General features: G+C 75.6%; 12 protein-coding genes. 8 read left to right on the forward strand and 4 right to left on the reverse strand.

The window, feature by feature from the left end:
* Positions 1-489 precede the first annotated feature (489 nt).
* A complete protein-coding gene (locus ACFVVA_RS35960; RefSeq protein WP_049660234.1) occupies positions 490-1,218 on the forward strand; it encodes a ferritin-like fold-containing protein in 729 nt (242 codons plus the stop codon).
* Between the two features lie 27 nt (positions 1,219-1,245).
* Here the strand turns inward: ACFVVA_RS35960 and ACFVVA_RS35965 are convergent, their stop codons facing one another.
* The 3 genes from ACFVVA_RS35965 to ACFVVA_RS35975 form a co-directional block, all read right to left on the reverse strand.
* The gene (locus ACFVVA_RS35965; protein ID WP_359903512.1) at positions 1,246-1,572 is read right to left on the reverse strand and encodes a hypothetical protein; all 327 of its coding nucleotides are present in this window, start codon (positions 1,570-1,572) and stop codon (positions 1,246-1,248) included.
* Positions 1,573-1,708: 136 nt separating this feature from the next.
* Positions 1,709-1,936: a DUF3107 domain-containing protein gene (locus ACFVVA_RS35970; protein ID WP_359903510.1), complete on the reverse strand. Its 228-nt coding sequence runs from the start codon at positions 1,934-1,936 to the stop codon at positions 1,709-1,711.
* A gap of 130 nt (positions 1,937-2,066) precedes the next feature.
* Positions 2,067-2,729, reverse strand: coding sequence for a TetR/AcrR family transcriptional regulator (locus ACFVVA_RS35975; RefSeq protein WP_387694913.1), 663 nt, complete (start codon positions 2,727-2,729; stop codon positions 2,067-2,069).
* A 220-nt stretch (positions 2,730-2,949) separates the two neighbouring features.
* Between ACFVVA_RS35975 and ACFVVA_RS35980 the strand changes: the two genes are divergently transcribed.
* The 5 genes from ACFVVA_RS35980 to moeZ all read left to right on the forward strand — a co-directional run bounded on the left by ACFVVA_RS35980 (position 2,950) and on the right by moeZ (position 9,663).
* Positions 2,950-3,852 (forward strand): alpha/beta fold hydrolase, encoded by a 903-nt coding sequence (locus ACFVVA_RS35980; protein WP_380539945.1) that lies wholly within the window; start codon positions 2,950-2,952, stop codon positions 3,850-3,852.
* Positions 3,853-4,395: 543 nt separating this feature from the next.
* On the forward strand, positions 4,396-6,027 hold the full coding sequence (locus ACFVVA_RS35985; protein WP_387694914.1) for a DUF3492 domain-containing protein: 1,632 nt from the start codon (positions 4,396-4,398) through the stop codon (positions 6,025-6,027).
* The gene (locus ACFVVA_RS35990; protein ID WP_387694915.1) at positions 6,027-7,130 is read left to right on the forward strand and encodes a hypothetical protein; all 1,104 of its coding nucleotides are present in this window, start codon (positions 6,027-6,029) and stop codon (positions 7,128-7,130) included. The genes ACFVVA_RS35985 and ACFVVA_RS35990 overlap by 1 nt, the downstream gene beginning before the upstream one ends.
* A gap of 136 nt (positions 7,131-7,266) precedes the next feature.
* Positions 7,267-8,256 carry an NAD-dependent epimerase/dehydratase family protein gene (locus tag ACFVVA_RS35995; protein ID WP_380539953.1) on the forward strand — a complete coding sequence of 330 codons (990 nt, stop codon included), beginning with the start codon at positions 7,267-7,269 and terminating at the stop codon, positions 8,254-8,256.
* Positions 8,257-8,484: 228 nt separating this feature from the next.
* The gene (gene moeZ / locus ACFVVA_RS36000; RefSeq protein WP_387694916.1) at positions 8,485-9,663 is read left to right on the forward strand and encodes an adenylyltransferase/sulfurtransferase MoeZ; all 1,179 of its coding nucleotides are present in this window, start codon (positions 8,485-8,487) and stop codon (positions 9,661-9,663) included.
* 88 nt (positions 9,664-9,751) lie between these two features.
* Here the strand turns inward: moeZ and ACFVVA_RS36005 are convergent, their stop codons facing one another.
* The gene (locus ACFVVA_RS36005) at positions 9,752-12,559 is read right to left on the reverse strand and encodes a flippase-like domain-containing protein (RefSeq protein ID WP_387694917.1); all 2,808 of its coding nucleotides are present in this window, start codon (positions 12,557-12,559) and stop codon (positions 9,752-9,754) included.
* A 135-nt stretch (positions 12,560-12,694) separates the two neighbouring features.
* Here ACFVVA_RS36005 and ACFVVA_RS36010 point away from each other — a divergent pair, with 135 nt between their 5' ends.
* Together ACFVVA_RS36010 and ACFVVA_RS36015 are read left to right on the forward strand one after the other, a co-directional pair.
* Positions 12,695-13,045, forward strand: a complete 351-nt coding sequence (locus ACFVVA_RS36010; protein WP_387694918.1) for an MGMT family protein — start codon at positions 12,695-12,697, stop codon at positions 13,043-13,045.
* Between the two features lie 134 nt (positions 13,046-13,179).
* Positions 13,180-16,500: an ATP-dependent helicase gene (locus ACFVVA_RS36015; protein ID WP_387694919.1), complete on the forward strand. Its 3,321-nt coding sequence runs from the start codon at positions 13,180-13,182 to the stop codon at positions 16,498-16,500.
* Positions 16,501-16,520: the final 20 nt, after the last annotated feature.

Below are 16,520 nucleotides of genomic sequence, written 5' to 3' on the forward strand. Positions count from 1 at the left end.
ATACAGCTGCGCGGACGCACAACCGCGCCGGTCCCTGCGGCCGGCCGGTGCGCGCTGCCCTGGTGCGGGGCGCGTCGCCGGCGGCGTCGGGGAGGATTCCCGTGAGGGACCTGCGCGGGACCTCCGCCTCGGGGCGTGGTCTCGGCGGCCCTCGCTCGGCCACTGATGCGGTGCCAAGGCTTGAAGTCCAAGCCATGGTCGGAGCCGATCGGCTCTCCGACCGGGCATCCGCGTACGTGAGTACCCGTGCCTCCGGTGCGGACACGTCCGGCTGGACGGTGCCACTACGGAGGGTTCGCGCGGGGTACCGAGACGGCGGTGACACCATGCGAACACGACGGGCTCCGTACCACCATACAGTCAGGCGACGACTCGAACACGTGACGCGTCTGACATTGCCCCCGGCAACTGCCACCGGAGCGGCCCCTCCGGCCGGTCACTGGGCGTGCCCGGGCACGGGGCGGCGGGGCGGGACTAAAGTTGCGGGTCATGGAGACCCATGGTGAGACGCAGGACGCGGCGGCCGGCTCGATCGGGGACTGGGCCGCGTGCTCGGCCGACCCCGGCTACCGGGCGGCGGTGCTGGACCTGCTCGGCGCGCTCGCGTACGGCGAGCTCAGCGCCTTCGAGCGGCTCGCCGAGGACGCCAAGCTGGCGCCCGACCTCGCCGACAAGGCGGCGCTCGCCCGGATGGCCTCCGCCGAGTTCCAGCACTACCAGCGGCTGCACGACCGGCTCGCCGAGGTCGGCGCCGACCCGCAGGAAGCGATGCGGCCCTTCGTCGAGCCGCTGGAGCTGTTCCACCGGATGACGGCGCCCTCGGACTGGCTGGAGGGCCTGGTCAAGGCCTACGTCGGCGACGCCATCGCGACCGACTTCTACCGCGAGGTGGCCGTCCGGCTGGACGACGACACCCGTGACCTGGTGCTGAGCGTGATGTCCGACACCGGCCACGCCCAGTTCGCCGTGGACAAGGTCCGCCAGGCCATCGAGGCCGACCCGCGGGCCGGCGGCCGGCTCGCCCTGTGGGGCCGGCGGCTGATGGGCGAGGCGCTCAGCCAGGCCCAGCGGGTCGTCGCCGAGCGCGACGCGCTGTCCAACCTACTGGTCGGCGGCGTGCAGGTGCAGGGCTTCGACCTGGTCGAGGTCGGCAAGATGTTCAACCGGATCACCGAGGCGCACACCAAGCGGATGGCCGCCCTCGGCCTGGCGTCCTAGGAGTCCTCGGGTCGCCGGCCTCGTTCCTCACGCCGCCCGGTGCCGCCGCGACGCGCGGTGGGCGCCGGGCCGGTGCGGGTGGTGCCGGTGCGCCGGGGCGCGCCCGGCGGCGAGGTCCGGCCGGGCCAGCAGCGAGGTGAGCACGCCCGCGGCCACCGCCGCGGCCGCGACGGACACCGCGGGCTGGCGCCCGTCCACGCCGAAGTGCGCGACCACCCCGCCGACCAGCGCCGCCGCCAGCGCGGTGCCCAGTGTCAGGGCCCGGGCGGCGCGGAAGTACGCGGGCAGGGCCAGCAGGGCGGCGCCGCCCGTGACCAGGCCGACGAGGGCGAAGGCGATCGACTCGACCAGCAAGGCTGCCTCCCGGGGGAACGGGCGTGCGGCACCGGCGCCGCACCCTCGCCGTACCCCGCCCCACCCGGTCGTACACGCGACGGTGCCCCGCTCCCTCGCGGGAACGGGGCACCGGACGATCCTGTGCGGCGACGCCTCAGGCGGTGCCGAAGCCGACCTTGCGGGAGGCCGACTCGCCGATCTCCACGTACGCCAGGCGCTCGGCCGGGACGATGATGCGACGGCCGTGCTCGTCGGACAGCGCGAAGATCTTCTCCGAGCCCTCCAGCGCCTTCGCGACCGCGCTCTGGACCTCATCGGCAGTCTGCGAGCTCTCGATCACGATCTCGCGAGGCGCGTTCTGCACGCCGATCTTGACCTCCACGGCTTCCGTCCCTCCGGGTTGCAGCCTCCACGCACGGACACCGGACCGCCTGGGACAAGCGTTCGCGGCGACCGTGCCGTACGGCTTCACCATAGAGCACCGGATCCCCGGCCCGACGAAGGTCGGTGGATCAGCCCTGGTGGGCGGCACCCTCGCCGGACTGCTCGCCCGGGTGCATCGGGAAGCCCTTCAGGCCGCGCCAGGACAGGCTGGCGACCAGCCGCACCGCCTCGTCGCGGGGGATCTCCAGGCCCTGCGAGAGCCAGTACCGGGCGGTGATCTGGGCCAGGCCGCAGACCCCGGCGGCGAGCAGCTTGGACTCCGCCTCGGGCAGGTCGGTGTCCTCCTGGATCACCTTGCTGACCAGCGTCGCGCTCGCCTCGGAGGCCCGCTCGACCCGCTCGCGCACGGCCGGCTCGTTGGTCAGGTCCGACTCGAAGACCAGCCGGAAGGCGCCGGACTCGCTGGAGACGTAGTTGAAGTACGCCTCCATGGTGTTGGCCACCCGCTGCTTGTTGTCGTTGGTCGCCGACAGCGCCTCGCGGGTCGACTCGACCAGGGCGTCGCAGTGCTTGTCCAGCAGCGCCAGGTAGAGGTCCAGCTTCCCGGGGAAGTGCTGGTAGAGCACCGGCTTGCTCACCCCGGCGCGGTCGGCGATGTCGTCCATGGCGGCCGCGTGGTAGCCCTGCGCGACGAACACCTCCTGGGCGGCACCGAGCAGTTGTTCACGGCGGGCGCTTCGCGGCAGGCGGGCACCGCGCGGGCGCTCCTGCGCCTCCTGGATGGCCGTCACGGCGCTCCTCACTTCGGGTCTGTTCGCTGCTGCAGGATGGCTGATTCTACTTTTCGGTAACCGCGCCCGCGTTCGGCGAAGGCGAGAAAAGACGATCGGCCTGGTTGTCAGGAGCCCACAATACGGCGCTGACCTCGGCCTCGGCAGTGGTGGGACGGAGGCGGCCCACGGCCCGACCACCCCGGCGCTTCCGGGGCGGGGCTCACTACCATCGTCCACCATGAGCAGCGCTGAGCAGCAGGTACGTACGGTCGAGGTCCCCGGCGCGGTGCTCGCGGTGCACCGGCCCGCCGCCGACGGCGTCGCCGACGGGCGCGAGCCCGGGCTCTTCGTGCACGGCCTCGGCGGCTCGGCCGCCAACTGGGAGGCCCTGATGGGCCGGCTCTCCGGGCACGTCGACGGCGAGGCCGTGGACCTGCCCGGCTTCGGCCGCTCCCACCCGCCCACCGACGGCAACCTCACCGTCTCCGGCCACGTCCGCGCGGTGATCGGCTACCTGGAGGCCTCCGGCCGCGGCCCGGTCCACCTGTTCGGCAACTCGCTGGGCGGCGCGGTCGCCGTCCGGCTGGCGGCCGTGCGCCCGGATCTGGTGCGCAGCCTCACCCTGGTCTCCCCGGCGCTGCCCGAGCTGCCCCCGCAGCGCTCCGCCTGGCCGACCGGTCTGCTCGCGGTGCCCGGCGTGCCGGCGGTGCTGCGCCGGCTGTCCGCGGGCGGGCGCGACGCGGAGGCGGCCACCGAGGACCTGCTGCGGCTGGTCTACGGCGCTCCGGAGAGCCTGAGCCCGGAGACCCGGGCCCAGGCGGTGGCCGAGTACCGGCGCCGGCTGGAGGTGCCGCACGCGATGCAGGCACTGGTCGGCTCGGCCCGCGGCATCGTCTCGGCGTACACCGAGCGCGGCGACCAGGCGCTGTGGCGGCAGGCCGAGCGGGTCGGGGCGCCGGTGCTGCTGGTGTACGGGCTGCGCGACAAGCTGGTCTCCTACCGCTCGGCCCGCCGCGCCTGCGCGGCCTTCACGGACGCCCGGCTGCTGGTGCTGCCGGAATCCGGGCACGTGGCGATGATGGAGCACCCCGACGAGGTCGCCCGGGCGGTACGGGAGCTGATCGCGCACACCACCGGCTGAGCGCACACCACGGGCCGAGCGCACGTCACCGGCCGAGCGCACGGCGCGGGTGGGGCGCGCGCCGCGGCGGGCCGATCGCGCGCCCGGGCGGGGCCGCGCGGGCGGCCGCGCATACCGCCCGGTAACGGCCCGGACCGGGTCGAGGTCACGGCGGTTCACTCGATCAGGTGGCAGGCAGGCATGTGACCGATGGATCGGCCAGGGCCGGTCCTACCTTTCTGCTGTCGGACCGAACAGGTGTGGGGGAGTCGCGGCCGCCGGAGGAACCGGAGGGCGACCGCGGCCGAGGGGTTCCGGCGGGCCGGGCCCGACCGCCGAAGCGGGCGGGAGCCCGGGGGAACGGAACGCGGCGCGGCCGCGACCGGGCCGCCGGCGGGCCGCACGGAGGCACCGCGGCGCCGACCCGGGCCGACCGGACCTCCCTTCCCCGACCGTTCCCGCCGTCGTGCGGGGGCGCCCCGGGCGACCGCCCGGGCCGCCCGGACATCCGTCGATCCGTCCGTGATCCCGCCCAGCGAATCCGCTCTGCCCTGGAGGTCTCCCGTGCGCGTTGCCCTGCTCACCGAGGGTGTCCGTCCGCATTCCCGGCGTGGTGCCGGGGGCTGGTGCGAGCGGCTGGCCGAGGGCCTGCCGGAGCACGGGTTCGAGCTGTACCTGCTGACCGGTCCGCGGCCGGGGCCGGTCCGGCGGGCCCCGGACACCGCGGAGCGGCTGCCGGCCGTCCTGCGCGGCCCGCACGAGCTGGCGCTGTGGGGGCGCCGGCCGGGCGGCCGCGCGCCCGGCGCGGTGCGCAGACGCCGGTACGCCGGGGCGTACGAACAACTGGTGCGGGCCCTGGTGCTGCCCGCGGAGAGAGCCGGCTTCGGCCCCGGGCTGTACCGGCTGGCGGCGCTCGCCCGGGAGGACGGCGGGCTGCCCGCCTTCCTGGCCTCCGCGCACGCCCGCCGGCTGCTGGAGCGGACCTGGCGGCTGCCCGGCGCGGACACCTCGGCCGGGCAGCCGCTGGTGTGCGACGTGCTGGTCGCGGCGGACCTGCTGGAACAGTGCCTGCGCCCGCTGTCCGCGCCCTGGTACGGCACCGGCCCCGGCGGCCTCGGCGCGGCCGACCTGTGCCACGTGGTCGGCGGCGGTCCGGCCGCGCTGCCCGCCCTGGTGGCCCGGCACCTGCACGGGGTGCCGTTCGTGGTCACCGAGCACGGCCTGCACCTGCGCGAGCAGTACCTCGGCTACCGCGAGGCGCCGTACCGGTGGCCGGTCCGCGCCCTGCTGCTGTCCTTCTTCCGGGCGCTCACCGGGGAGACCTACCGGCAGGCCGCGATACTCACCCCCGGCAGTGCCCACGACCAGCAGTGGCAGCGCCGCTGCGGGGCCGACCCGGCGCGCACCCGGGTCGTGTACGAGGGCACGCCGGCGGTGGACCGCCCGGCCGCCGGGCCGGAGCCCGCGGCGCCGACCCTGGTGTGGGCGGGCGCGCTGGAGCCGGGCCGGGACCTCGAACTCGCGCTGCACGCCCTCGCCCGGGTCCGCGCCGAACTGCCCGGCGCCCGGCTGGTGGTGTACGGCGAGGAGGCGGCGCCCGGCTACCGGGCGCACTGCGCGGCGGTGGCCGAACGGCTGGGAGTGGCCCCGGCGGTGGACTTCGCCGGGCGACCCGGCTCCCTCGCCGGGGCCTGGGAGTCGGGCACGGTGACGGTCTTCTCGGGGCTCTCCCAGCGCAGCCCCCGGCTGCTCGCGGACGCGATGCTCAGCGGCCGGGCGGTGGTCTCCACCGATGTCGGGGTGGCCCGCGAGGTGGTCGGGCCGACCGGGCTGCTGGTGCCCGCCCGCGATCCGCGCGCCCTGGCCGGCGCGTGCCTGGCGCTGCTGCGCGACGAGGAGCGGCGGGGCCGGCTCGGGCTGGCCGGGCGGCTGCGGGCGCAGGAACGCTTCGCCGTGGAGCCGGTGATCGGCGCGTTCCGGGAGATCTACCTGGAGCTGGTCTCGCAGTACCCGGCCTTCCCCGGTGGCGGGGGCGGCGGGGAGGGCGGGCCCGCGCCGCGCCCGTTCGCCCGTCCAGCCGAGTACTGGCTGGCCGACGGCCCGCGCGGGGGCGGCACCCCGGAGGAGGGGAACGCGAACCCGGACGGGGTGCGGGAGCCGGCCGGGCGGCGTGCCGAACTCGCGGAGGCCCGCTGATGCCGGGCGGCACCCTGCTCGGCGGTGGCGCGGACCCGGTGCGCGAGGTGATGGCGGAGCACCGCGGGCTGTGCGAGCGCGCCGTCGACCCGCTGGAGATCGCCGCCGGGCTGGAGGAGGCCGGGCTCGGCCCGGACACCGCCGCCCGCTGCCGGCACGCCGACCTCTTCTCGCTGGCCGAGGAGCTGTACGCCCGGGTGCCCCGCCGCCCGCCGGCGCCCCGGCCGGTGGAGCGGCGGTCGGGCGGAGCCGCCGCCCGGGCCGCGCTGACCGCCGCCGCGCTGGCCGCGCTGCCCTGCGCGGGGGTGGCCGCGCTCGGGCCGCGCTGGCCGGTGCTGCTGTCCGCCGCCGTCCCGCTGGTGCTGCTGCCCGCGCTGACCGCTCCGTCCCCGGCCGATCCCGGCCCGCCGTGCGCCGGACCCGTCCGCCCGCCGGACGCCATGGGGCCGGGGCCGGCCGGGGCACCGGCGCCCCGGCCGCTCCCGGGCTCCCGGCTGCGCCCGGCGGCGCTGGGCCACGGGCTGGGCCTGGCCGCGCTGCTGCTGCTCCCCTCGGCCGTACCGGGCGGGGACCGTCCGCAGGCCGTCGCGCTGGTGCTGGCGGCGGCGGTCTCGGCCGGGGCGGCCGAGCGGACGGCCCGCTGGTACCGGCAGGTCGGCCGCGGCCACCTGGGCACGGCGCGGACCCTGGCCGAGTTCCGGGCCCGGATGCGGCCGGTGCTCCCGGTCGCGCTGGCCCTGCACCTGGCGGTGCTCGGGGTGCTGAGCTTCGCCGCGCTGGCCGTGCTGGCCGTTGTCGCGCCGCGCCCCGGGCCGGGCCACGGCGGCGGGCCGCTGCACCTGGCGGTCGAGCGGGCCGGCCCCGCCCAGTGGGCGGCGCAGGGCGTGCTGGGCCTGCTGCTGGTGCTGCCGGTGCTGCTGGCGCGGTGCGGCCGGCCGGCCGCCGCCGCGGCGGGGGCGTCGGCCGGGGCCGCCGCGGTGCTCGGGCCGCTCGCCCTGGGGCGCTCCGCCCCGGAGTCCTGGCTGCTCGGCGGCGGCACCGTCGCGGCGGTGCTGCTGGCGTACGCCTGGGCGGTGCTCGGCCGGGCCGGTTCGCACCGCTGAGCGCCGTCCGCCGACGCCGTCCACCCGCTCCGTCGATCCACCGCGGGGATCCGCCGCGTGATCCCCGATCTCGTCCCGTTCGTTGAACTCAGTCCGCCAGGTCGTCCCGAACTGGCTTCGTGGAAGGACACCCCCGATGAGGGTGCTGCTGCTGGGCGCCGACGGCTTCATCGGCCGCCGGGTCACCGATCGTCTGCTGATGGACCAGGAGTTGCAGGTGACGGTGCTCGGCCGGCGCGACTCGGCCGACATCCGCTTCGACCTGACCACGGGGAGCCCGGGCGCGCTGGCCCGGTTCCTGGACGCGGTCGCGCCGCAGGTGGTGATCAACTGCGCGGGCGCCACCTACGGCAGCTCGCGCACCCTGATCCGGTCGAACACGCTGGCCGTCGCGACCGTCTGCGAGGCCATCCGGCGCAGCCGGGAGCCGGCCCGGCTGGTGCACGTCGGCTCGGCCGCCGAGTACGGGCCGGTGCCCGGCGGGGTGCCGGTGTCCGAGCAGGCCGAGCCGCGGCCGGTCGGCCCGTACGGGGTGTCCAAGCTGGCCGGGACGGAGCTGGTGCTGGCCTCCGGGCTGGACGCGGCGGTGCTGCGGGTGTTCGACGTGGTGGGCCCGGGGGCGCCGACCGCCTCGCTGTTCGGGCGGCTGGCCGAGGGCCTGCGGCGGGCGCTGGAGCGGGACGAGCACCAGGTGCGGATGCCGGACCTGTCCGGATACCGGGATTTCGTGGATGTGCGGGACGTCGCGCGGGCCGTCCGGGCGGCCGCGGTGTCGGCCGCCACCGGGGTGATCAACATCGGCAGCGGGCACGCCGTGCGGGCCCGGGACGCGGCCCAGCTGCTGGTGCGGGCCTCGGGCTTCGAGGGGCAGATCGTCGAGGAGAACCGGCAGGTCCTGCTGCCCGCGCAGGCCGCCGGGGCGGGCGGCGACCACCTGCCCGGCCACCACCTGCCGGGGCACCGGCCGGAGGGGCACCGCCCGGAGGGCCGGGCGGTGCCGGGCGAGCCGGTGCCGTGGCGGCAGGCGGACGTGCGCACCGCCCGGGACCGTCTCGGATGGCGGACGCAGGTGCCGCTGGAGGAGTCGCTGGGCGACGTGTGGCTGGAGACGGCCTGCCGGGTGTGAGCGTGCCGCGCGGTGCCCCGGGCCCGTCAACCACGGGCTCGGGGCGCTTTTCCGGGGCCCCGTCGCCGGTTCCACGATCCGGTGTCGCCCGTCTCGCCCATCGGACGGGCTGTCTCGGAATAGCGAGGGGGCGTGACACTGTTGGCCTAGACAGCCACCCGAGTGGCGGAGCAGCAACCCGCAGCGCGGTTGGCCCTGGCCACCCGAACAAGACCCATCGGAGTCCCCGTGTCGTTGCCACCCCTGGTCGAGCCGGCCGCCGAGCTCACCGTTGACGAGGTCCGCCGGTACTCCCGCCACCTGATCATCCCGGACGTGGGCATGGCGGGGCAGAAGCGGCTGAAGAACGCCAAGGTGCTGTGCGTCGGCGCCGGCGGCCTCGGCTCGCCGGCCCTGCTGTACCTGGCCGCCGCCGGTGTCGGCACGCTGGGCATCGTCGAGTTCGACGTGGTCGACGAGTCGAACCTGCAGCGCCAGGTGATCCACGGTCAGTCGGACGTCGGCCGGTCCAAGGCGGAGTCGGCCCGCGACTCGGTCAAGGAGATCAACCCGTACGTCGACGTGGTGCTGCACGAGGAGCGCCTCGACAACTCCAACGTCATGGAGATCTTCTCCGGCTACGACCTGATCGTGGACGGCACCGACAACTTCGCCACCCGCTACCTGGTGAACGACGCCGCGGTGCTGCTCGGCAAGCCGTACGTGTGGGGCTCGATCTACCGCTTCGACGGCCAGGCCAGCGTGTTCTGGGCCGAGCACGGCCCCTGCTACCGCTGCCTCTACCCGGAGGCCCCGCCGGCGGGCATGGTCCCCTCCTGCGCCGAGGGCGGCGTGCTCGGCGTGCTGTGCGCGTCCATCGGCTCGATCCAGGTCAACGAGGCGATCAAGCTGCTCGCCGGCATCGGCGACCCGCTGGTCGGCCGGCTGGTGATCTACGACGCCCTGGAGATGAACTACCGCCAGGTGAAGGTCCGCAAGGACCCGAACTGCGCCGTCTGCGGCGAGAACCCGACGGTCACCGAGCTGATCGACTACGAGGCCTTCTGCGGCGTCGTGTCGGAGGAGGCGCAGGCCGCCGCCGCCGGTTCGACCGTCACCTCGCAGCAGCTCAAGCAGTGGCAGGACGACAAGGAGGACATCTACCTCATCGACGTCCGCGAGCCCGGCGAGTACGAGATCGTCAACATCCCCGGCGCGGTGCTGATCCCGAAGAACGAGTTCCTGATGGGCGACGCGCTGGAGAAGCTGCCGCAGGACCGGAAGATCGTGCTGCACTGCAAGTCGGGCGTGCGCTCGGCCGAGGTGCTGGCCGTGGTGAAGGCCGCCGGCTTCGGCAACGCCGTGCACCTGGGCGGCGGCGTGCTCGGCTGGGTGAACCAGATCGAGCCGCACAAGCCGGTCTACTGACCGACGCCCCCACCGTGGAAGGGCCCGCCGTCCGGCGGGCCCTTTTCCGTGCTCCGGTGCGGGGGAGGTCAGCGGTGCCCGGGGCGGCTCAGAGCGCCTTCTTGCGCTGGAGCACGTTGTAGGCGATCCAGCCCGGCAGCACCGGCAGCCAGAAGGTGAGCGCGCGGTAGAGGAAGACCGCCGGGGTGGCGATCGTGGGGGAGACGTCGGCGACGGTCAGGGCGCCGATCAGGGCGACCTCGACCGGGCCGATGCCGCCGGGGGTGGGGATCGCCGAGCCGGCCGCATTGGCGGTCAGGAAGACCACCGCGACGGCCGAGAAGCTGACGTCGCCGCCGAAGGCCTGCACCGAGAAGTCCAGGCAGGCGGTGAAGGAGAGGGTCAGCAGCAGGATGCCGCCGAAGCCGGTGACCAGCTTGCTGGGCGTCTGCATCAGGTCGAGCATCCGCGGCACCACGCCGAAGAACAGCGAGCGCAGCCGGCCCAGCACGAACCGGCGCAGCGGCGCGACGGCGGCCACCACCAGGGCGAGCACGGCGGCGCTCAGCACGCCGATGATCACCGCTCGGGAGGCGGAGAGGTCGCCGTTGGTCTGGCTGCCGGTGATCAGGCCGAAGCTGAACAGCAGCAGCAGATGCCCGGCCAGGCCCGCCAGTTGGGAGGCGCCGACCGAGGCCACCGCCTGGCCGGAGCGGATGCCGGCCCTCTGCAGGTACCGGGTGTTGAGCGCGATGCCGCCGATCGCGGCGGGGGCGACCAGCTTGACGAAGGAGCCGGCCAGCTGGGCGGCGACGGTGCGCCGGAACGGCAGCCGCTCGGGGACGAAGCCGGTCAGGCTCATCGCGGCGGCGACGTAGCTGAAGGCGGCGGCGAGCAGGGCGGCCGCGGCCCAGGCCCAGTTCATCTGGGAGAGCTTCAGCTGGGCCGGCTTGATGGTGGTCAGGGCCAGGTAGGCGGCGAAGGTCAGCGCGATCACCATGATCAGGCTCTTCGGCTTCAGCCGTTCCAGCTTGACCGGGGCCATCGGGGCCTCGGGGGCGATCTGGAGGATCTGGCCGCGGATGCGGCTCAGCAGGTCCTCGCCGGCCACCGCGATGTCCTCCTCGGCCTGCTGCTGGGTGCGCTCGCCGGCCGCGACCTGCTCCAGCGCCCTGGCCCGGGCGGCGGTCTTGCGCTCCTTGGTGAGCTTGGCGAGGTCGACCCGGGTGGAGCGGCTCATCCCGACCGGCTGGAGCAGCGGCAGCGCCTGGGCGACCCGCTCGGCGCCGAGCACCGCGTTGGCGGTGGCGACGGCGCGCTCCGGGCCGATCCGCAGCGCGAAGGTGGTGAGCAGCTGGGCGACGTCGATGCGCAGCGTCAGGTCGGTGGCGGCGATGTCGCCGCCGGAGAGGTTGACCAGGCAGCCGGTGCGCTCGTCCACCACCAGCAGCGACTCGCCGGTGAGCCGGCGGTGGGCGATCCGGCGCTCGTGCAGGGCGGCCACCGACTGCCAGACCGAGGCCATCACCGGGTCGGTGACCTCCTCGTCGGCCAGCTCGTCCAGGGTGCGGCCCTCGACGTTCTCGTACACCAGGATCGCGGCGTCCGGGCCGAGCTCGGAGGTGGCGACCAGCTGCGGCGCGCGGGCGCCCGAGGCGGCCGCCGCGTACGCGATCAGGGCCTCCTGCTCCAGCGCCTGGCGCAGCGACTGGGGGCTGCGGCGCACCGCGACCGAGCGCAGCCGCAGCCGCCGCCAGGCCCGGTAGAAGAAGCCGGAGGCCTGCTGCTCGCGGTCGATGATGTGCACGTCCAGCGGGGGCCCGCCCTGCTGGGTGACGTGGTAGCGGCGGGTGCCGCCGGGGGCGTCGGGGGCGCGCACGGCGCCGGCCGGGGTGAAGCCGACCTTGCGCAGGCCGATCATCAGGTGCTGGCCGGTGGGCCGGATGTTGGGGGAGCCGATCGCGTACAGCGTGCCGTAGGCGACGGACCAGCCGATCAGCACGGTGAGCATCAGCGACAGCGGGGTGGTGTAGCCGCCGAGCAGCTCGGTGACCCCGCTGAAGACCACCACCACCCACAGGGCGACCCGCCAGCGGGGTCTGCTCGACATGCCGACGGCGGTCATGTAGGCGATCACCGGGGCGAGGTAGCCGTGCACCGGGTCGGTGAGGGTGCCGTTGCTGTCCAGCGGCAGCCGGGTCAGCGCGTCCCGGGTGTGTTCGGAGGCGCCCTCGGCCACCCACCAGTCGATGCCGAGCGAGACGCCGTACGCCAGCACCGAGGCGAGCACGCCGTCGGCGACCCGCAGGCCGTCGCGTTTGATCAGCCGTTCGACGGCGAAGGCCAGCGGCACGGCGAGCACCGCGACGCTGGAGAGCAGGCCGGTGATGGTGGAGAACACCGCGGAGAAGTGCGGCGCGTTGGAGGCGATGTCCTGCTCGATGCCGCTGGTGGTCCCGGTGGCGATGCCGGCCAGCACGAAGACGGCGACTATCCCGAGGACGCCGGCCAGGAAGCGGATCAGGTCGGACGGGCGGTGCGCGCGGGCGGCGAGCAGCGGCTCGTCGACGTCCAGGTGCGGGGCCTCGTCCAGCGGGTCGTGGTCCAGGAGGGCGTGGTCCGGCGGCTCGGTGTCCTCGGGCGGGACGGCGGGGACGGCGGGGGCTTTCGGGCCGCCGGCCGCCGGCGCCGGGAGCGCCGGTTCCGGGGCCGAGGTGGTCTCGGCCGCGGGGGGGCCGGGCTGTTCGGGGGCCTTCGCGGGTGCGGGGGTCTTGATCGTTCGGTCCTTGATCAGGGAGACTTCCGGCGTCGGGCCCGGTTCGGGCCGGCCTTCGCTCTCGTTCCCGGGCGTCGACGGCACGGCGGAGGCGGACTCGTCGGAGTCCTTGTCCACGCCCACGTCAGCCGTCCCGGTCATCTGGTCTTGTCCTCGTATCACCACTCACCGCCCCGGAAGATGGTGGCATGCCCCGGCGTCCCGTGCGGGACAGGGGGCGGATCGGGCGCGGCGGATCGTACGCACCGGGCCACGGACGCGCCCCTGTAAGGAAGAATGCCGCAGGTGACGGACGCAACACACGACGGTCTTCCGGACGCCCTGCCGCCGTTCGCCGAACTGGTGCTCGACCTGACCGAGCGGATTCCACCCGGCAGGGTGATGACCTACGGCGACGTCGCCGAATACCTCGGCCAGGGCGGCCCCCGGCAGGTCGGCCGGGTGATGGCACTGTACGGCGGCTCGGTGCCCTGGTGGCGGGTGATCCGCGCGGACGGCCGCCTGCTGCCCGGGCACGAGCAGCGCGCCCTCGCCCACTACGGCGACGAGGGCACCCCGCTGCGCGAACTCGCCGACCCGCCCCGGGTCGACCTCGGGCGGGCCCGCTGGGACGGCTCGCCGGCGTAGACCGCGGCCGGGTCGCATTGTGCCGAAACCGCCGCGCGGACGGGAATGACGGGGCAGGATCGTAGGCTCGGTACGGGCGGGCCCGACGGGTCCGCCTCCGCCGTGCCCCACCGTTCGACCCCCAGGACCAGTTCGTGAGCTCCCCCTACCGGCTCGTGCGCAGCCCGCTCGTCCAGCCCGACCCACCCGTGCTGGACGCCTACCAGCGCGCCGTGGTCGAGCACACCGGCGGGCCGCTGCTGGTGCTGGCCGGACCGGGCACGGGCAAGACCACCACCCTGGTCGAGGCGGTCGCCCGGCGGATCGAGGACGGCACCGACCCCGAGCGGATCCTCGTCCTCACCTTCAGCCGCAAGGCCGCCACCGAACTGCGCGACCGGATGTCCGGCCGGCTCGGCGGCGCGGCCGCCGCCCCGCAGGCCACCACCTTCCACTCCTTCTGCTACGCCCTGCTGCGCGCCCACCAGGACCCGGCGGACTACGCCGAGCCGCTGCGGCTGCTCTCCGGCCCCGAGCAGGACGTCATGGTCCGCGAGCTGCTGGCCGGCGGCGCCGAGGACGCCAAGCACGGCAGCACCCGCATCGAGTGGCCACTGGACCTGCGGGCCTGCCTGACCACCCGCGGCTTCGCCGACGAGGTCCGCGCCGTCCTCGCCCGCAGCCGCGAACTCGGACTCGGCGAAGCCGAACTGGAACGCTTCGCGCAGGGCGTCCAGCGCCCCGACTGGGCCGCCGCCGCGCACTTCCTGGCCGACTACCTCGACGTCCTCGACCTGCGCGGCGTCCTCGACTACGCCGAACTCGTCCACCGCGCCGTGCTGCTCGCCGAGCGCCCCGAGGTCGGCGAGCAGCTGCGGCGGCGCTACGAGGTCGTCTTCGTCGACGAGTACCAGGACACCGACCCCTCCCAGGTCCGGCTGCTGCGCCAGCTGGCCGGCGGTGGGCGCGACCTCGTCGCGGTCGGCGACCCGGACCAGTCGATCTACGCCTTCCGCGGCGCCGACATCAACGGCATCCTCGACTTCCCGCAGGCCTTCCGGCAGGCCGACGGCAGCCCCGCCGAGGTCAAGGTGCTGCGGGTCTCCCGCCGCTCCGGCGCCGTGCTGCTCGCCGCCTCCCGGGAAGTCGCCCGCCGGATGCCGATGGGCCGGCTGCCCGCCGACAAGCTCGCCCAGCACCGCGCCCTGCTGCCCTCCCGCGAGGGCGGCAGGGTCGAGGTCTACACCTACCCGACCCCCGGCGCCGAGCTGGACTCGATCGCCGACCTGCTGCGCCGCGCCCACCTGGAGGACGGCGTGCCCTGGGGCGAGATGGCCGTGCTCGTCCGGGCCGGCGCCCGCTCCATCCCCGGCGTGCGGCGGGCGCTCGGCGCGGCCGGCGTCCCGCTGGAGATCGACGGCGACGACCTGCCGCTGCGCGAGGAGCCGGCCGTCGCCCAGCTGCTGCTCGCCCTGCGGGCCTGCGCCGAGCAGGCCGCCCGGGACAGGCAGGGCGACCCGGACGCCCCCGACCCGCTCACCACCGACGTGGCGCACGCCCTGCTCACCGGCCCGCTCGGCGGCCTCGACGGCTCCGACCTGCGCCGGCTCGGCCGCGCCCTGCGCGAGGAGGAACGCGCCGCGCTGCGCGCCGACGGCCGCGCCGCCGCCGTCCCGCGCCCGGCCGCCGAACTGATCCGCGAGGCCCTCGCCGAACCCGAGCGCCTCGTCGCCCTCGACCCCGCGCACGCCCGCCGCGCCCGCGACCTCGGCACCCTGCTGCGCAAGGTCCGCGAACAGCTGGCCGGCGGCTGCACCGCCGAGGAGGCGCTCTGGGAGCTGTGGGACGGCAGCCGGCGCTGGCGCGAGCGGCTGGAACGGGCCGCCCTGCGCGGCGGCGCGGCCGGCCGCAACGCCGACCGCGACCTGGACGCGCTGTGCGCCCTGTTCGAGACCGCCGCCCGGGCCGAGGAGCAGGTCACCGGCCACCGCAGCGCCCTGGACCTGCTCGCCGAGCTCGAAGCCCAGGACATCGCCGCCGACACCCTCACCGTCCGGGCGGTGCGCCCCGAGGCGGTGCGCCTGATGACGGCCCACCGCTCCAAGGGCCTGGAGTGGCGCCTGGTCGTGGTGGCCGGCGTCCAGGACGGCCTCTGGCCCGACCTGCGCCGCCGCGGCTCCCTGCTGGAGGCCGACCGGATCGGCCGCGACGGCCTCGCCGAACCGCTCTCCCCGGGCGCCCTGCTCGGCGAGGAGCGCCGGCTCTTCTACGTCGCCGCGACCCGCGCCAAGGAGCGGCTGATCGTCACCGCCGTCAAGGCCCCCGCCGACGACGGCGACGAACCGTCCCGCTTCCTGCGCGAGCTCTACCGCGAGGACGTCGACCCCCGGACCGGCAAGGTGGTGCGGCGCACCCCGGCGGTCACCGTCGAGGACGTCACCCACCGCCCGCGCCGCCCGCTGTCCGTCGCGGCACTGGTCGCCGAACTGCGCGCCGTCACCGTCGACCCCGCCCGCTCGCCCGAACTGCGCCGCGCCGCCGCCGAACGGCTCGCCACCCTGGCCGCCGCCACCGACGAGGACGGGCTGCCGCTGGTGCCCGCCGCCCAGCCCGAGCGCTGGTGGGGCCTGGACGACCCCACCACCGCCCCCGAACCGCTGCGCAGCGCCGACGTGCCGGTCCGGCTGTCCGGCAGCGGGCTGGAACAGCTGGAGAGCTGCTCCCTGCAGTGGTTCCTGGACAAGGAGGTCAAGGCCCGCGGCGCGGGCTCGGCCGCCCAGGGCTTCGGCAACGTGGTGCACGCCCTCGCCGACGAGGTCGGCTCCGGCCGCACCCCAGCCGACCTCGCCGTGCTCATGGAGCGGCTGGACACCGTCTGGGACGCGCTGGCCTTCGACGCGCCCTGGAAGTCCCAGCAGGAGAAGACCGAGGCCCGCGCCGCCCTGGAGCGCTTCCTCAACTGGCACGTCCTGGAGCGCGGCCGGGACCTCGTCGCCACCGAGCACGGCTTCGACGTCACCCTCGACGTCGGCGGCGTCGCGGTGCGCATCCGCGGCTCGATGGACCGGGTGGAGAAGGACGCGGCCGGGCGCGCCTACGTGGTCGACTTCAAGACCGGCAAGCAGATACCCACCGACAAGTCGCTGCCCGAGCACAAGCAGCTCGCCGTCTACCAGCTCGCCGTCCGGGCCGGCGCCCTGAACGAGCTGCCCGGCTTCACCGGCCACCCGCCGGACACCGGCGGCGCCGAACTGGTCCACCTGCGCGAGCCCGCCGCCAAGGCCGCCGCGGACGCCCCCAAGGTGCAGCGGCAGGAGCCGCCGGAGGGCGAGCCCTGGATCGAGAACCTGCTCGCCGAGGCGGCCGGTAAGGTCCTCGCCGAGCGCTTCGTCCCGCGGACCGGCGCGGGCTGCGACCGCTGCGCCTTCCGCCGCAGCTGCTCCGCCCAGCGGGACGGCACCCAACTCGTCGAGTAGGGGGCGGGCAGGGAACGGCC

The sequence above is a fragment of the Kitasatospora sp. NPDC058048 genome (assembly GCF_042885555.1).
Taxonomy (GTDB): Bacteria; Actinomycetota; Actinomycetes; order Streptomycetales; family Streptomycetaceae; genus Kitasatospora; species Kitasatospora lactacystinica.

Excerpts from the sequence above, each read along its gene's own strand:
- ACFVVA_RS35960 (WP_049660234.1), top strand. The coding sequence starts at position 490 with ATGGAGACCCATGGTGAGACGCAGGACGCGGCGGCCGGCTCGATCGGG.
- ACFVVA_RS35980 (WP_380539945.1), top strand. The coding sequence starts at position 2,950 with ATGAGCAGCGCTGAGCAGCAGGTACGTACGGTCGAGGTCCCCGGCGCG.
- ACFVVA_RS35990 (WP_387694915.1), top strand. The coding sequence starts at position 6,027 with ATGCCGGGCGGCACCCTGCTCGGCGGTGGCGCGGACCCGGTGCGCGAG.
- ACFVVA_RS35995 (WP_380539953.1), top strand. The coding sequence starts at position 7,267 with ATGAGGGTGCTGCTGCTGGGCGCCGACGGCTTCATCGGCCGCCGGGTC.
- ACFVVA_RS36005 (WP_387694917.1), bottom strand. The coding sequence starts at position 12,559 with ATGACCGGGACGGCTGACGTGGGCGTGGACAAGGACTCCGACGAGTCC.
- ACFVVA_RS36010 (WP_387694918.1), top strand. The coding sequence starts at position 12,695 with ATGCCGCAGGTGACGGACGCAACACACGACGGTCTTCCGGACGCCCTG.